At 38.6% G+C, this 13,330-nt stretch carries 15 protein-coding genes; all 15 read left to right on the forward strand.

Features of this window, described 5'->3' with window-relative positions; genetic code table 11:
• The first annotated feature begins 7 nt into the window (after positions 1–7).
• The 15 genes from U8D43_RS08405 to U8D43_RS08475 all read left to right on the forward strand — a co-directional run bounded on the left by U8D43_RS08405 (position 8) and on the right by U8D43_RS08475 (position 13,255).
• Positions 8–640 carry a chemotaxis protein CheC gene (locus U8D43_RS08405; RefSeq protein WP_335870738.1) on the forward strand — a complete coding sequence of 211 codons (633 nt, stop codon included), beginning with the start codon at positions 8–10 and terminating at the stop codon, positions 638–640.
• Between the two features lie 3 nt (positions 641–643).
• A complete protein-coding gene (locus U8D43_RS08410; protein WP_335870739.1) occupies positions 644–1,129 on the forward strand; it encodes a chemotaxis protein CheD in 486 nt (161 codons plus the stop codon).
• Between the two features lie 14 nt (positions 1,130–1,143).
• Positions 1,144–1,401, forward strand: a complete 258-nt coding sequence (locus U8D43_RS08415; RefSeq protein WP_335870740.1) for a hypothetical protein — start codon at positions 1,144–1,146, stop codon at positions 1,399–1,401.
• Between the two features lie 312 nt (positions 1,402–1,713).
• Positions 1,714–2,460 (forward strand): FliA/WhiG family RNA polymerase sigma factor, encoded by a 747-nt coding sequence (locus U8D43_RS08420; RefSeq protein ID WP_335870741.1) that lies wholly within the window; start codon positions 1,714–1,716, stop codon positions 2,458–2,460.
• 26 nt (positions 2,461–2,486) lie between these two features.
• Positions 2,487–2,786: a hypothetical protein gene (locus U8D43_RS08425; RefSeq protein WP_335870742.1), complete on the forward strand. Its 300-nt coding sequence runs from the start codon at positions 2,487–2,489 to the stop codon at positions 2,784–2,786.
• A gap of 8 nt (positions 2,787–2,794) precedes the next feature.
• The gene (locus U8D43_RS08430) at positions 2,795–3,328 is read left to right on the forward strand and encodes a hypothetical protein (protein WP_335870743.1); all 534 of its coding nucleotides are present in this window, start codon (positions 2,795–2,797) and stop codon (positions 3,326–3,328) included.
• Positions 3,329–3,477: 149 nt separating this feature from the next.
• On the forward strand, positions 3,478–4,185 hold the full coding sequence (rpsB, locus tag U8D43_RS08435; protein ID WP_335870744.1) for a 30S ribosomal protein S2: 708 nt from the start codon (positions 3,478–3,480) through the stop codon (positions 4,183–4,185).
• 117 nt (positions 4,186–4,302) lie between these two features.
• Positions 4,303–5,184, forward strand: coding sequence for a translation elongation factor Ts (gene tsf / locus U8D43_RS08440; protein ID WP_335870745.1), 882 nt, complete (start codon positions 4,303–4,305; stop codon positions 5,182–5,184).
• A gap of 251 nt (positions 5,185–5,435) precedes the next feature.
• Positions 5,436–6,161 carry a UMP kinase gene (gene pyrH, locus U8D43_RS08445; protein WP_335870746.1) on the forward strand — a complete coding sequence of 242 codons (726 nt, stop codon included), beginning with the start codon at positions 5,436–5,438 and terminating at the stop codon, positions 6,159–6,161.
• Positions 6,161–6,718, forward strand: coding sequence for a ribosome recycling factor (gene frr / locus U8D43_RS08450; RefSeq protein ID WP_335870747.1), 558 nt, complete (start codon positions 6,161–6,163; stop codon positions 6,716–6,718). The genes pyrH and frr overlap by 1 nt, the downstream gene beginning before the upstream one ends.
• 625 nt (positions 6,719–7,343) lie before the next feature.
• Positions 7,344–8,138: an undecaprenyl pyrophosphate synthase gene (gene uppS / locus U8D43_RS08455; protein WP_335870748.1), complete on the forward strand. Its 795-nt coding sequence runs from the start codon at positions 7,344–7,346 to the stop codon at positions 8,136–8,138.
• Positions 8,139–8,927: a phosphatidate cytidylyltransferase gene (locus U8D43_RS08460; protein ID WP_335870749.1), complete on the forward strand. Its 789-nt coding sequence runs from the start codon at positions 8,139–8,141 to the stop codon at positions 8,925–8,927.
• A gap of 12 nt (positions 8,928–8,939) precedes the next feature.
• Positions 8,940–10,085, forward strand: coding sequence for a 1-deoxy-D-xylulose-5-phosphate reductoisomerase (gene dxr / locus U8D43_RS08465; protein WP_335870750.1), 1,146 nt, complete (start codon positions 8,940–8,942; stop codon positions 10,083–10,085).
• An 18-nt stretch (positions 10,086–10,103) separates the two neighbouring features.
• A complete protein-coding gene (gene rseP, locus U8D43_RS08470) occupies positions 10,104–11,363 on the forward strand; it encodes an RIP metalloprotease RseP (RefSeq protein ID WP_335870751.1) in 1,260 nt (419 codons plus the stop codon).
• A 197-nt stretch (positions 11,364–11,560) separates the two neighbouring features.
• Entirely contained in the window at positions 11,561–13,255 is a 1,695-nt protein-coding gene (locus tag U8D43_RS08475; RefSeq protein ID WP_335870752.1) for a proline--tRNA ligase, read from the forward strand.
• The last annotated feature ends 75 nt before the right edge of the window (positions 13,256–13,330 follow it).

The following is a 13,330-nucleotide window of genomic DNA, read 5'->3' on the forward strand; positions in this document are numbered from 1 at the left end:
TGATTCGATGGGATTTGAAGAGAAAATCACACCTCTCCACCTTGACATTTTAAGAGAAGTCGGGAATATTGGAGCAGGCCATGCAGCTACGGCTCTCTCTACATTACTTAATAAAAAAATCGATATGAAGGTACCAAGTGTGAAAATCGTTTCGTTTGATGAAATGATGGATATGGCCGGGGGAGCAGATTCTGTGGCCGTGAGCATATTTTTACGAATTGAAGGAGATGCTCCAGGAAGTATGTTTTTCATCCTACCTTTGGAGGAAGCTTCAAGATACATACAATCAATGACAGGAGATCCAAACTTTAATTTTGAATCTCCTCCCTACTCTGAACTAGGATTATCTGCTATGCAGGAGTTAGGAAATATTCTATCTGGTAGCTATTTATCGTCATTATCGGACTTTACAAACTTAAATTTGTATCCAACGGTACCGGCCTTAAGTATAGACATGGTTGGTGCATTAATCTCGTATGGCTTGATCGAAGTATCTCAAGAGAGTGATTATGCCATCGTGATTGATACGGCTTTAAAGGAAGATCATTTAGCAGAGAATGAAGTGGTTAGAGGTCATTTCTTTCTCCTACCAGATCCAAATTCCTTCTCAATTATATTTGAAGCGCTTGGAGTATCGTAATCCATGAAAACAGAAATTATTAAAGTAGGGATCGCAGATATGAATATCGTTAAAGGGGATGAAGTGATTCGTACCTCAGGACTTGGATCGTGTGTCGGTATTATTCTTTATGATGAGCTCAGCAAAATCGCAGGATTAGCTCATATAATGCTTCCGCAATCGTCCATTGGATCGTCAACCAATAAAGCGAAATTTGCTGATACAGCGATTCCTGAACTACTCCAACAACTTAAACTGAAAGGTGCCAAATCAACGAGAATGAAAGCGAAAATTGCAGGTGGTTCGCAAATGTTTAAATTATCTGCTCAAACAGAATTAATGAGAATTGGACCAAGAAATGTAGAAGCGGTAAAAGAAAATTTAAGATCTCTAAATATTCCTCTACTTGCGGAGGATGTCGGAGGAAGTAATGGTCGAACCATTGAGTTTTCACCTGCTACAAGTATCCTTCATATAAGGACCGTCAATCTAGGAGTAAAGGAAATCTAATGGCGGGAAGCATCTTGGCGAATTGTTGGGTCTCGTTATTCACCTTTACAGTCTACTTTTTAAGTGGTTTGTACCATAAAAATCCAACAATATTATTAATGGAATCGACTTTGTCAGCTTTAGCATTTTTTCTACTGGTTTATTTTCTTCGTTGGTGTATCTCTTATTGTCAAAAAGATATCGATAATCTAGAATCTAAAAATAATGAAGGAAAAGAGAGCGGAGAATCCCTCACGAGTAACCAAGTTGCAGAATCAATTCAGCACCTTTAAAATGAATAGAGTTCTTTTACTAAGTCTGTTTACATACAGGTCGTTGCTTTGCGTGTCAGTCTATAATTTTGATGCAACTTGATTTCGAGTCTTCTTTTCGTAAGGCTCTTTTCGTATCTTTTCTAACCCGAAATAAAAAAGAATTGAATCCAACCTCGTTTATTTGCTAAGCAAAAAAGTATGAGAAAAGAGATTTTCGTTATCAAGAAGCATAGATATTTTACTATCGTGGGAAAGACTACCTGCTTTGACAATGGCTTCTTCAGACATACTAATGATTATCAAAACGAACATCGGCAAGGAGGCGGATTTATGACAAACGACACTGATGAGCAACGTTGTTGGAGGCAGTGGAAGGGAACTAAGGATCCTCAAGCTGGTGATTTTCTCATTAAAAAATACATACCTCTTGTTTCCTATCATGTTCAGCGCATTTCGACGGGTTTGCCAAAGAATGTTTCCAAAGATGACCTTAAGAGCTTAGGATTAATGGGCCTCTTAGATGCACTCAATAAATTTGACCCCACCAGAGATTTGAAATTTGATACATATGCCTCTTTTCGTGTTCGTGGTGCGATCATCGACGGTTTGAGAAAAGAGGATTGGCTACCTAGAAGTGCGAGGGAAAGAGCTAAGAAAATGGAAGCAAAGATGATTGAAATGGAACAAAAGTTGTTGCGCCATGTCAGACCAGAAGAAATCGCAAATGAATTAGGAATACCAGAAGAAGATGTGTATTCAACCCTTCATGAACAGTTTTTTGCGAGTGTGCTTTCCATCGATGAACAAATTCAAAAAGATGATTCCGAGTCTAGGACATTTGTGATTCAAGATGAAGATACTATATTACCTGAAGATGCGATGGTGAAAGAAGAAGAAATTGTTGAACTTCTTAACACTATTAAGCAACTAACTGAAAAAGAGCAGATTGTATTAAGTTTATTCTATAAAGAAGAACTTACCTTAACCGAAATTGGAGAAGTACTGTCTTTATCAACTTCAAGAATCTCTCAAATTCATTCGAAGGCGATCGTTAAGTTACGCAAACTAATAATGTGATTTTCGGTTGAAAAGAGGAGATAATTATGTCTTTAAAAGCGCTTGAAATGCAAATTGCCTTACCGAAAACCTTCGAGGCAGGAAAAGTGGTAGAGCAGCACCAACAACAAGGGCAAATTATGCAATCCCAACTGCAAGAGGAAGAACGAAAAAAGCTAGAACAAAACCGAAAAAGAGTGAATGAAAATCAAGCTCCTTCTCACATTTCTACTCATAGTGAAGGAATGAAAGAACAAGCGGAATCACATGAGCAGGCTCGGGAAGAGGAGGCGGTTGATGCCATTCCTCATCCCTTCAAAGGTCAACAAATAGATTTATCTGGATAGGTGAAAAAATGACCAAGATTTTGTTTGTAATTCTATTTATGTTAATAGTTTTTTGTCTTTTTTTGATTATCCTGTTGTTCGTTCGGCAAAATCGTTTAATTGAACTGGAAAGAGAACAAAAAAAGATTGTCAAAGAGATGGAGGATGTGATTTCCTCCTATTTGTTAGAAATGAAAGAAGAAAATGAAGCGTTTATAGAGCGAGTACAAACCACTCATCGGGTCAAAACTCTAGAGAGACTTAAAGAGGAAGAACCAGGGAGTTTTACCGATATCGAAAATCCATTGATAAAAAAAGCCACACCGAGAAGCAAGGCGATAGCTGCTTATAAACCATCCCCCCTAAAAATGGAATTAAAAGAGAAAAAACGTCCAAATGTTGAAGAAATAGAGGAATCTATTCCAAAAGAAGAGGATCCATTTGTACGTCAAGTCCTCTTCTTAGATAAAAAAGGATTAGATAGCGCAAAAATTGCTAAAGTTCTTAATAAAGGGCAAACAGAAATTCAGTTATTATTGAAATTTCGAAAGAACGATAAATAGCTCTTGCTCAATGCGACGAATTATGCTATAGTATTCCATGGTGTGACTACACACGTTTAGGGATTTAAGTAGTCGGTGCTATTTCGATAGTTCTACTTAAATATGAACTAAGCGGAGGAAATTTAAAACCAATTAGGAGGAACACACACATGTCAGTAATCTCTATGAAACAATTACTAGAAGCTGGTGTACATTTCGGACACCAAACTCGCCGTTGGAACCCAAAAATGAAGAAATATATCTTCACTGAGCGTAACGGCATTTATATCATCGACCTTCAAAAAACAGTTAAAAAGGTTGAAGAAGCATACAAATTCGTGAAAGAGGTTGCGGCTAACGATGGAAAAATTCTTTTCGTTGGTACAAAAAAGCAAGCTCAAGAATCAGTGAAAGATGAAGCTGAACGTTCTGGTATGTATTTTGTTAACCAACGTTGGTTAGGCGGAACGTTAACAAACTTTGAAACCATTCAAAAACGTGTTACACGTCTTAAAAACATTGAAAAAATGGAAGAAGACGGTACATTTGAAGTACTTCCAAAGAAAGAAGTCGTTCAATTGAAGAAAGAACATGAACGCTTAGTGAAATTCTTGGGTGGAGTACGCGACATGAAAGGGCTTCCTGATGCACTATTCATCATTGACCCTCGCAAAGAACGCATTGCAGTTGCAGAAGCACGTAAATTAAACATTCCAATCGTAGGTATCGTTGATACAAACTGTGATCCTGATGAAATTGATTACGTAATTCCGGCTAATGATGATGCGATTCGTGCTGTTAAACTATTAACTGGTAAAATGGCAGATGCCATTCTTGAGTCAAAACAAGGTGAAGAAGCAGCGGTTACAGCTGAGTAATTCTGAATTTGAAAAGGTGATAAGAGGGATTAGCCCTTATCACCTTTTTTTAAGAATAGGTTAGTTAGAAAAAGGCGAAAATAGTGCTACATATGAAAAATAAGGAGGACGATTATTATGGCAGTTACTGCACAGATGGTTAAAGAATTACGTGAAAAAACAGGCGCTGGAATGATGGATTGTAAAAAAGCTCTAACTCAAACAGATGGTGATATGGAAAAAGCGATTGATTTCTTGAGAGAAAAAGGAATTGCTTCTGCAGCTAAAAAGGCAGACCGTATCGCGGCTGAAGGAACTACTTTCATTTTGAGCGAAGGCAATGAAGCTGTCATTTTAGAAGTAAATGCTGAAACAGACTTTGTTGCAAAGAACGAAAACTTTCAAGTTCTTGTTAAAGAGTTAGCGAAACATGTGCTTTCTCAAAAACCTGCTAATGCAGAAGAGGCTCTTGAGCAAACAATGGAAAACGGCACATTAGTAAAAGAATATATTAACGGAGCAATTTCGAAGATCGGTGAAAAAATCACGCTTCGTCGTTTTGTTATTCGTACAAAAACAGATAACGATTCATTTGGTGAGTACTTACACATGGGCGGACGTATTGGTGTATTAACTGTTCTTGAAGGTTCTACAGACGCTGCCGCGGCAAAAGACATTGCTATGCATGCTGCTGCTTTGAATCCTAAATATGTTTCTCGCGATCAAGTTTCTCAAGATGAAGTTGAGCGTGAACGAGAAGTGTTAACACAACAAGCTCTAAATGAAGGGAAACCTGAAAAAATTGTTGCGAAAATGGTTGAAGGTCGCCTTGGTAAGTACTTCGAAGATGTATGTATCCTTGATCAATCATTTGTTAAAAACCCAGATCAAAAAGTACGCCAATTCGTTGAATCTAAAGGTGCTACTTTAACGGATTTCATTCGTTATGAAGTTGGAGAAGGAATCGAAAAACGACAAGATAACTTCGCTGAAGAAGTTATGAATCAAGTGAAAAAATAATTCGTCGATCAAATCGATACATTGTAGGGAACACGGGGTGTTCCCTCTTTTATAAGAAACTGTTTTCGCAAACCTTGGTGCTTTTTGAACCTGTCTGTGCACTGTGAATTAGCTTTGATTTGGGACATTATTTCGTCTGTTTTTGATGGGAATCAACATCAAAATGAAGGATATTAGCTAATATTAGACTAAACCGTGATAATGTTTACGAAGAGAGTCGTATAAGAAGAAAATACATATTGGAGGTTCCTATGAGCATTCCGAAATTTCAAAGGGTCGTTTTAAAATTAAGTGGTGAAGCACTCGCAGGAGAAGATGGATTTGGAATCAATCCTGCTGTGATAGAATCCATAGCCGAGCAGGTTAAAGAAATTGCAGAACTAAACGTGGAAGTAGCTGTTGTCGTTGGTGGTGGAAACATCTGGCGAGGTAAAATTGGTAGCGAAATGGGCATGGATCGAGCCAATGCAGATTATATGGGTATGTTAGCGACTGTCATGAACTCGCTAGCGCTTCAAGATAGTCTTGAGCAAATTGGGATCGAAACAAGAGTGCAATCATCGATTGATATGCGTCAAGTTGCCGAGCCGTATATCCGTAGAAGAGCTATTCGTCACTTGGAAAAGAAAAGAGTCGTTATTTTTGCTGCGGGTACAGGTAATCCCTACTTTTCGACAGATACAACGGCTGCATTACGTGCAGCAGAAGTTGAAGCTGAAGTCATATTAATGGCTAAAAACAACGTAGACGGTGTGTATACTGCAGATCCTAAAAAAGATAAAGACGCTGTCAAATATGATGAGCTTTCATATCTAGATGTATTGAAAGAAGGCTTAGAAGTGATGGATTCAACTGCTTCCTCTCTTTGTATGGACAATGATATTCCACTTATTGTCTTCTCGATTATGGAAAAAGGAAATATTAAACGTGCCGTCATGGGTGATACCATCGGAACTATTGTTAGGGGGAAAGAGTAATGCCGAAAACAGTAATGACATCCGTTAAAGAAAAAATGACCAAAGCAGTTCAAGCTTATACACGTGAATTATCAACTTTTCGTGCTGGACGTGCTAATGCTGCTTTATTACAAGGAGTATCCGTAGACTACTATGGTGCGCTGACGCCGATCAATCAAGTTGCTTCTATTTCAGTACCTGAAGCGAGACTACTTGTTGTAACTCCTTATGATAAATCTATTCTGGGAGATATTGAAAAAGCGATTTTGAAAGCTGATTTAGGGTTGAACCCATCAAATGATGGCTCGATTATCCGGATCTCTATTCCTGCATTAACGGAAGAACGTCGGAAAGAGTTAGTAAAGCTTGTGAAAAAGGAATCAGAGGAAGCAAAAGTGGCGGTCCGTAACGTGCGTCGTGATGCGAATGATGATCTTAAGAAACTACAAAAAAATGGTGAGTTAACTGAAGATGATCTACGCGGCTATTCGGACGATGTGCAAGATTTAACCAATTCTCATATCGAGCAAATTGACAGCATAACTAAAGATAAAGAAAAAGAAATTCTAGAAGTATAACAAACAATGAAAACCCTCTACCTGTAGGGGGTTTTCATTTATTTACTCTATAATTCATGAAAGAATCCTCTGATCATTGAGAATTGATAATATATTGGATATGAAAAGTGTTTCTTGCAAAAAAATATTTTGCAATGGTTGAACATTGGTTTATCTGTCCAGCTCCAGGCACCCACCGGCTCGAGGTCATAAGACAAACCCTGACAGGAGGCAAAGTGCGCCTCATGTCAGTCCTTGCCTTATGCTGGTCGCCGGTAAGCGGGGTCCTTGCGCTTTTTATCTGTCCAGCTCCAGGCACCCACCGGCTCGAGGTCATAAGACAAACCCTGACAGGAGGCAAAGTGCGCCTCATGTCAGTCCTTGTCTTATGCTGGTCGCCGGTAAGCGGGAGCCTTGCGCTTTTTATTTAGAAAAAGCCTTCTGTTCATAAATAGAAGGCTTTTGTATTTCTGGTTGTGAACCTTCATTCTCAGAATTCAGATCGAATCCGTTAAGTGATCTTTTGGTAAGGATGCAGCTATTTCCTGACATGAAAATTGAACTTTTAAAGATATCTTGAAGGATTTTTGATATGATAAGGTAGATGAACAGCAAACATTAGGAAGTACTACTTGGAGGATTTAATATGCTAGATAAATTTAAGCTGTGGAACTATGGAAAGAAATCCATAGAACGCTCAGAGGATCGTTTCAACGAAATTAAAAAATTTCAGGTTCCTCAGCATATCGCCATTATTATGGACGGAAATGGAAGATGGGCAAAGAAACGAGCTTTACCCCGGATCGCCGGTCATCATGAAGGAATGAAAGTGGTTCGTAAAATCACTTCACTTTCCAATGAATTGGGAGTTGGAGCTCTAACTTTATATGCTTTTTCAACAGAAAATTGGAAACGTCCGAAAATGGAAGTAGACTATTTAATGAAGCTTCCGGAAGAATTTTTAGGGACGTTTTTACCTGAGTTAATAGAGGAGAATGTGAAAGTAACCATGATGGGTGAGCATCATAATTTGCCACCTCATACCTTAAAAGCTGTTAGAAATGCTATCGAAAAAACAAAGAAAAATACTGGATTACAATTGAATTTTGCTTTGAATTATGGTAGCCGTGCTGAAATTATGCTTGCAATGAAGAATGTCTTAAATGATTTGAAAGATGGTATAATAAAGGAAGAAGATCTTACGGAAGATGTCTTATCTAATTACATGATGACAAGCACCTTACCTGATCCTGATTTATTAATTCGTACGAGTGGAGAGATTCGTCTCAGTAACTTTATGTTATGGCAACTTGCGTACACTGAGTTTTGGTTTACAGATATTCTGTGGCCAGATTTCAAAGAAGAACACTTATATCAAGCTATTGAAGATTTTCAAGGACGGTCAAGAAAATTTGGCGGACTTAAAAGTGAGGAATCATAAATGAAGCAAAGAACGATAACGGCTATCATTGCCATGGGTGTTTTTATTCCCTTTGTGGTAATTGGTAAAATGCCATTTATTTTGTTAACATATTTAATCGCAACGATCGGTTTGTACGAATCGTTAAAAATGAGAAATCTTAGAATAGGATCCATCCCTGGAATTATTTCGATTGCTCTTTTATGGATTTTTTTAATCCCATCGAAATATACTGTAGTAATCGAGGAACTTGGCTATACAAAAATTGAACTCGCTCTCCTGGCGATTTTATTGTTTTTAACTTACACTGTTGTTACAAGAAATCGATTTACATTTGATGATGTAGCCTTTTCTGTGATGGCGATTTTGTATGTTGGGATTGGGTTCTATTATTTAATTGAAACCAGTTTGGCAGGAGTAGAATATGTATTTTTTGCATTAATCCTCGTGTGGGCTACTGATTCGGGTGCCTATATAATTGGAAGGAGTATCGGAAAAAGAAAATTATGGCCAGATATTTCTCCAAATAAAACCATAGAAGGATCGATTGGTGGAATGGTTTGTGCACTTTTGGTCGGTTTAATCTTCGGCCTTGTTGTGTTCGATATTCCGCTTCCAAAAATCCTGATTTTATCAGCCATTCTCTCCTTTTTTGGACAAATTGGGGATCTAGTAGAGTCTGCTTTAAAGCGTCATTATGAAGTGAAAGATTCTGGACAACTTCTTCCTGGACATGGAGGGATTTTAGACCGATTTGACAGTTTGCTCTTTGTCATTCCGCTACTCCATTTTTTAAATATCATTTCTTAGGGGGAACAGGCCTTGCATAAACGAAATATAAGCCTTTTAGGAGCAACAGGTTCAATTGGCTATCAAACGCTTGAGGTTATTAGAGCCCATCCTGAACAATTTCGATTGGTCGCCGCATCAGCTGGGCGAAATATCCGACGTGTTCAGGAAATGGTTCAAGAATTTCGTCCTCTTCTTGTTTCCGTTCAATGTAAAGAAGATGCAGAAATGCTTAAACGTGAATTTGATAATGTAACGTTCGTTTCTGGCTTGGATGGATTAATTGAGGTTGCCCTACATAGTCAAAGTGAAATGGTCGTAAATGCCGTCCTCGGAAGCGTGGGCTTGAAACCGACAATTGAGGCGATTAGAGCGAAAAAAACCGTTGCGATAGCGAATAAAGAAACGCTGGTTACAGCAGGCCATATTGTCATGGAAGAAGCGAGAAAAAACAAGGTTACCCTACTCCCGGTTGATAGTGAGCATTCCGCCATTTTTCAGAGTCTTCAAGGAGAGCGGGAAAAAAACATTGAACGTCTTATAATTACCGCTTCAGGTGGTAGTTTTCGAGATAAATCAAGAGATGAATTGAAACATGTAACTGTTGAAGATGCACTCAAACATCCTAATTGGTCAATGGGAGCGAAAATTACGATTGATTCAGCTTCGATGATGAACAAGGGACTCGAAGTGATTGAAGCACACTGGCTCTTCGACTTGCCCTATGAGAATATTGACGTGCTATTACACCGTGAAAGTGTGATACATTCAATGGTCGAATTTCACGATACATCGGTGATGGCTCAATTAGGGTCCCCTGATATGCGTGTACCAATCCAATATGCACTAACCTTTCCAGATCGATTACCCTTAACTGGGAAGCGATTGAAACTTGAAGATTTTCATCAGCTTCATTTTGAAACAATGGATTTTGACCGCTTTCGCTGCTTACAATTTGCATATGATGTTGGAAATGCAGGTGGAACGTATCCTACGGTCTTAAATGCTGCCAATGAAGCGGCTGTAGCAGCCTTTCTTGGAAGAAAAATATCGTTTTTACAAATTGAGGATGTCATTGAACGCGCATTAAATCAACATGAAAACATTAACTCTCCGGATTTACAGACGATTGAACATGTCGATCAACGTACGAGAGATTTTGTACAATCACTTCTATAAGAAAAGGTGGTATTCTATTTGGAAACTATATTAGCCTTTATTGTCATCTTTGGAGCCCTTGTGTTCTTTCATGAATTAGGGCATTTCATCTTTGCAAAAAGAGCGGGCATTTTAGTAAGGGAATTTGCGATAGGTTTTGGACCAAAAGTGTTCTCATATAAAAAAGAAGAAACTGTTTATACCATTCGTTTATTACCACTAGGTGGATTTGTTCGTATGGCAGGCGAAGATCCCGAAATGATCGAGATTAAACCAGGACACCGGGTTGGACTACTTCTTAATGAACAGGAAGAAGTAGAAAAAGTGATTTTAAACAATAAAGATCGCTATTCGAATGTAATTGTGATGGAAGTAGAGAATGCGGATATTGAGCATAAATTATTTGTGACCGGCTATGAAGAGGATTCCGAAGAGAGAAAAACCTATACTCTTTCTCGAAAAGCGGTCTTAGTAGAAGATGGTGTAGAGACCATTATTGCCCCCTGGGATCGTCAGTTTGCATCTAAGAAACTATCAGAACGAGCGATGGCAATATTTGCGGGCCCATTATTTAACTTCATCCTTGCTTTTGTTATTTTTGTATTACTGGGATTATTACAAGGGGTCCCAGTTGATGAACCTATCCTAGGTGAACTTACTTCTGATGGTGCTGCGAAGGAAGCTGGGTTGAAACAAGGTGATGAAGTCATTAGCATAGATGGTTCAGAAATTTCCTCTTGGAAAGATATTGTGGCCATCGTTGAAGATAAACCAGGTGAAGAATTATCTTTAGTTATCCAACGTAATGCTGGAACAGAGACTATTCCTGTTATTCCTGAAGGTGTGGAATATGAAAATGGGACGGTTGGGAAAATTGGAGTGTATCCTGCTTTAGCCAAGGATCCGATAGGCATCGTTACGAATGGTTTCTCTCAAACTTATGGATGGACGATTGAAATCTTCCGGTTATTAGGTCAACTAGTGACAGGACAGTTTTCAATTGATGCTTTATCTGGTCCAGTAGGCATCTATCACTCAACTGATATTGTTGCTCAATCGGGAATTTTTAACCTCATGAGATGGGGAGCAATCTTAAGCATTAACCTTGGTATCATGAACTTACTACCGATACCTGCACTTGATGGTGGAAGATTAATGTTTTTTGTGGTCGAAGCATTAAGAGGACGACCAGTTGATCGTCAAAAAGAAGGAATGGTTCATTTTGTGGGCTTTGCTTTACTCATGGTATTAATGCTCGTTGTTACATGGAATGATATTCAACGTTTCTTTTTACAATAAAGTTCTTTTCGTAAATTATGTTGCTTTTGAATCGGAAATTTAGTGACTACAATTTCTTTCGTATGATTTCTGATGAAAATCATACGAAAGAGGCACTAAACCTATCTTTATCGTTATATATAGATTTACGCTAGAAGCAATCATTCTTGCAAAAAAAACCTACAAATAATTTACCAAACTATTGAGGTGGACATAATATGAAGCAAAGTATGACGCTAATCCCTACATTAAGGGAAGTACCAGCGGATGCAGAAATTACGAGTCACCAGCTTCTTTTACGAGCTGGATTTATTCGCCAAAACGCAAGCGGTGTGTATAGTTACTTACCACTTGGAAGAAAAGTTCTACGTAAAATAGAGGGAATTATCCGTGAGGAAATGGAAGACGCTGGTGCCATGGAACTGCTTTTGCCAGCACTCCAACAGGCGGAATTATGGCAAGAGTCAGGTCGTTGGCAAACTTATGGGCCTGAATTGATGCGGCTACATGATCGTCATGGTAGAGAGTTCGCACTTGGAGCTACACATGAAGAAGTGATTACAAGTATAATTAGGGACGAAGTCAAATCTTATAAAAAACTTCCGCTAACGTTATTTCAAATTCAAAACAAGTTTAGAGATGAAAAACGTCCGCGCTTTGGACTATTAAGAGGCAGAGAATTTTTAATGAAGGACGCTTATTCTTTTCATGGTTCAGCAGAGAGTTTAGATATTGTGTATGAGCGCATGTTCCAGGCTTATTGCAATATATTTGAGCGCTGTGGTCTTGATTACCGAGCAGTAATTGCTGATTCTGGTGCGATGGGTGGAAAAGATACTCATGAATTTATGGTGCTCTCCGAAGTAGGAGAGGACACGATTGCTTATTCGGATTCCTCTAATTATGCAGCAAATGTAGAAATGGCTCCGGTCATCATGACCTATGAAATAAGTAATGAACAGCCTAAAGAACGGATGAAAATCCATACTCCGGATGTGAAAACAATCCAAGCAGTTTCCACATTTCTTCATATTAAGGAAACGAAGTGTATTAAATCGCTTTTGTTTAATGTGGATGAGGAATTTGTCCTCGTTTTAGCAAGAGGCGATCACGAAATCAATGATATTAAAGTGAAAAACGCTCTTGGTGCATCGGTAGTTGAATTAGCTAGTGCAGAAGATACGAAAAAAGTTATGGGTTGTTCCGTCGGTTCTATCGGTGCAGTTAACGTTTCAAATTTAAAAGTGATTGCAGATACAGCTGTTCAAAATATTGTGAATGGTGTATGTGGAGCTAACGAAGAGGGTTACCACTATACGAATGTTCAGCCGGAGCAAGATTTGAATATAGATCAATATGCAGACCTACGCTTTATTCAAGAGGGTGATCCTTCACCGGACGGAGAAGGGATCATTAAGTTTGCCAAAGGGATTGAAGTTGGCCATTTGTTTAAGCTAGGAACACGCTACAGTGAAGCAATGAAAGCGAATATTTTGGATGAAAATGGTCGCTCTCAAGCGGTGTTAATGGGATGCTATGGCATAGGAGTTTCAAGAACTTTGGCAGCGGTCGCTGAACAATTTAATGATGAAAAAGGATTACTATGGCCAGCGAATTTAGCTCCATACCAAATCCATGTGATCCCTATTAATTATAAAAATGAAGATCAAAAGACTGTGGCTAATCAGCTTTATGCTGAACTGAAGGGTAGTCGGCTTGATGTGTTGATGGATGACCGCCAAGAACGACCTGGTGTTAAATTTGCAGATTCAGATTTATTGGGCATCCCTTTACGAGTAACGGTTGGAAAGAGAGCTTCAGAAGGAATAGTTGAAGTGAAAGTGAGAGAGACGGGAGAGGCCCTAGAAGTTCACACTAATGAACTCATGTCCGCTCTATCTAAATTGATTTAGACTTTTTCGAATACATTGTCGGTGATAAACTTTAATAGTCAATGGAAGAATCCATCTAAAATTAGACTAAATTGC

It is taken from the genome of Bacillus sp. 2205SS5-2 (genome assembly GCF_037024155.1).
Taxonomy (GTDB): Bacteria; Bacillota; Bacilli; order Bacillales; family Bacillaceae_K; genus Bacillus_CI.

What these genes read in the sequence shown, in the direction of transcription:
- rpsB (WP_335870744.1), top strand. Translation starts at nt 3,478, where the DNA reads ATGTCAGTAATCTCTATGAAACAATTACTAGAAGCTGGTGTACATTTC.
- frr (WP_335870747.1), top strand. Translation starts at nt 6,161, where the DNA reads ATGCCGAAAACAGTAATGACATCCGTTAAAGAAAAAATGACCAAAGCA.
- U8D43_RS08460 (WP_335870749.1), top strand. Translation starts at nt 8,139, where the DNA reads ATGAAGCAAAGAACGATAACGGCTATCATTGCCATGGGTGTTTTTATT.
- uppS (WP_335870748.1), top strand. Translation starts at nt 7,344, where the DNA reads ATGCTAGATAAATTTAAGCTGTGGAACTATGGAAAGAAATCCATAGAA.
- U8D43_RS08410 (WP_335870739.1), top strand. Translation starts at nt 644, where the DNA reads ATGAAAACAGAAATTATTAAAGTAGGGATCGCAGATATGAATATCGTT.
- U8D43_RS08425 (WP_335870742.1), top strand. Translation starts at nt 2,487, where the DNA reads ATGTCTTTAAAAGCGCTTGAAATGCAAATTGCCTTACCGAAAACCTTC.
- pyrH (WP_335870746.1), top strand. Translation starts at nt 5,436, where the DNA reads ATGAGCATTCCGAAATTTCAAAGGGTCGTTTTAAAATTAAGTGGTGAA.
- U8D43_RS08430 (WP_335870743.1), top strand. Translation starts at nt 2,795, where the DNA reads ATGACCAAGATTTTGTTTGTAATTCTATTTATGTTAATAGTTTTTTGT.
- U8D43_RS08475 (WP_335870752.1), top strand. Translation starts at nt 11,561, where the DNA reads ATGAAGCAAAGTATGACGCTAATCCCTACATTAAGGGAAGTACCAGCG.
- U8D43_RS08420 (WP_335870741.1), top strand. Translation starts at nt 1,714, where the DNA reads ATGACAAACGACACTGATGAGCAACGTTGTTGGAGGCAGTGGAAGGGA.
- tsf (WP_335870745.1), top strand. Translation starts at nt 4,303, where the DNA reads ATGGCAGTTACTGCACAGATGGTTAAAGAATTACGTGAAAAAACAGGC.
- U8D43_RS08405 (WP_335870738.1), top strand. Translation starts at nt 8, where the DNA reads ATGGGATTTGAAGAGAAAATCACACCTCTCCACCTTGACATTTTAAGA.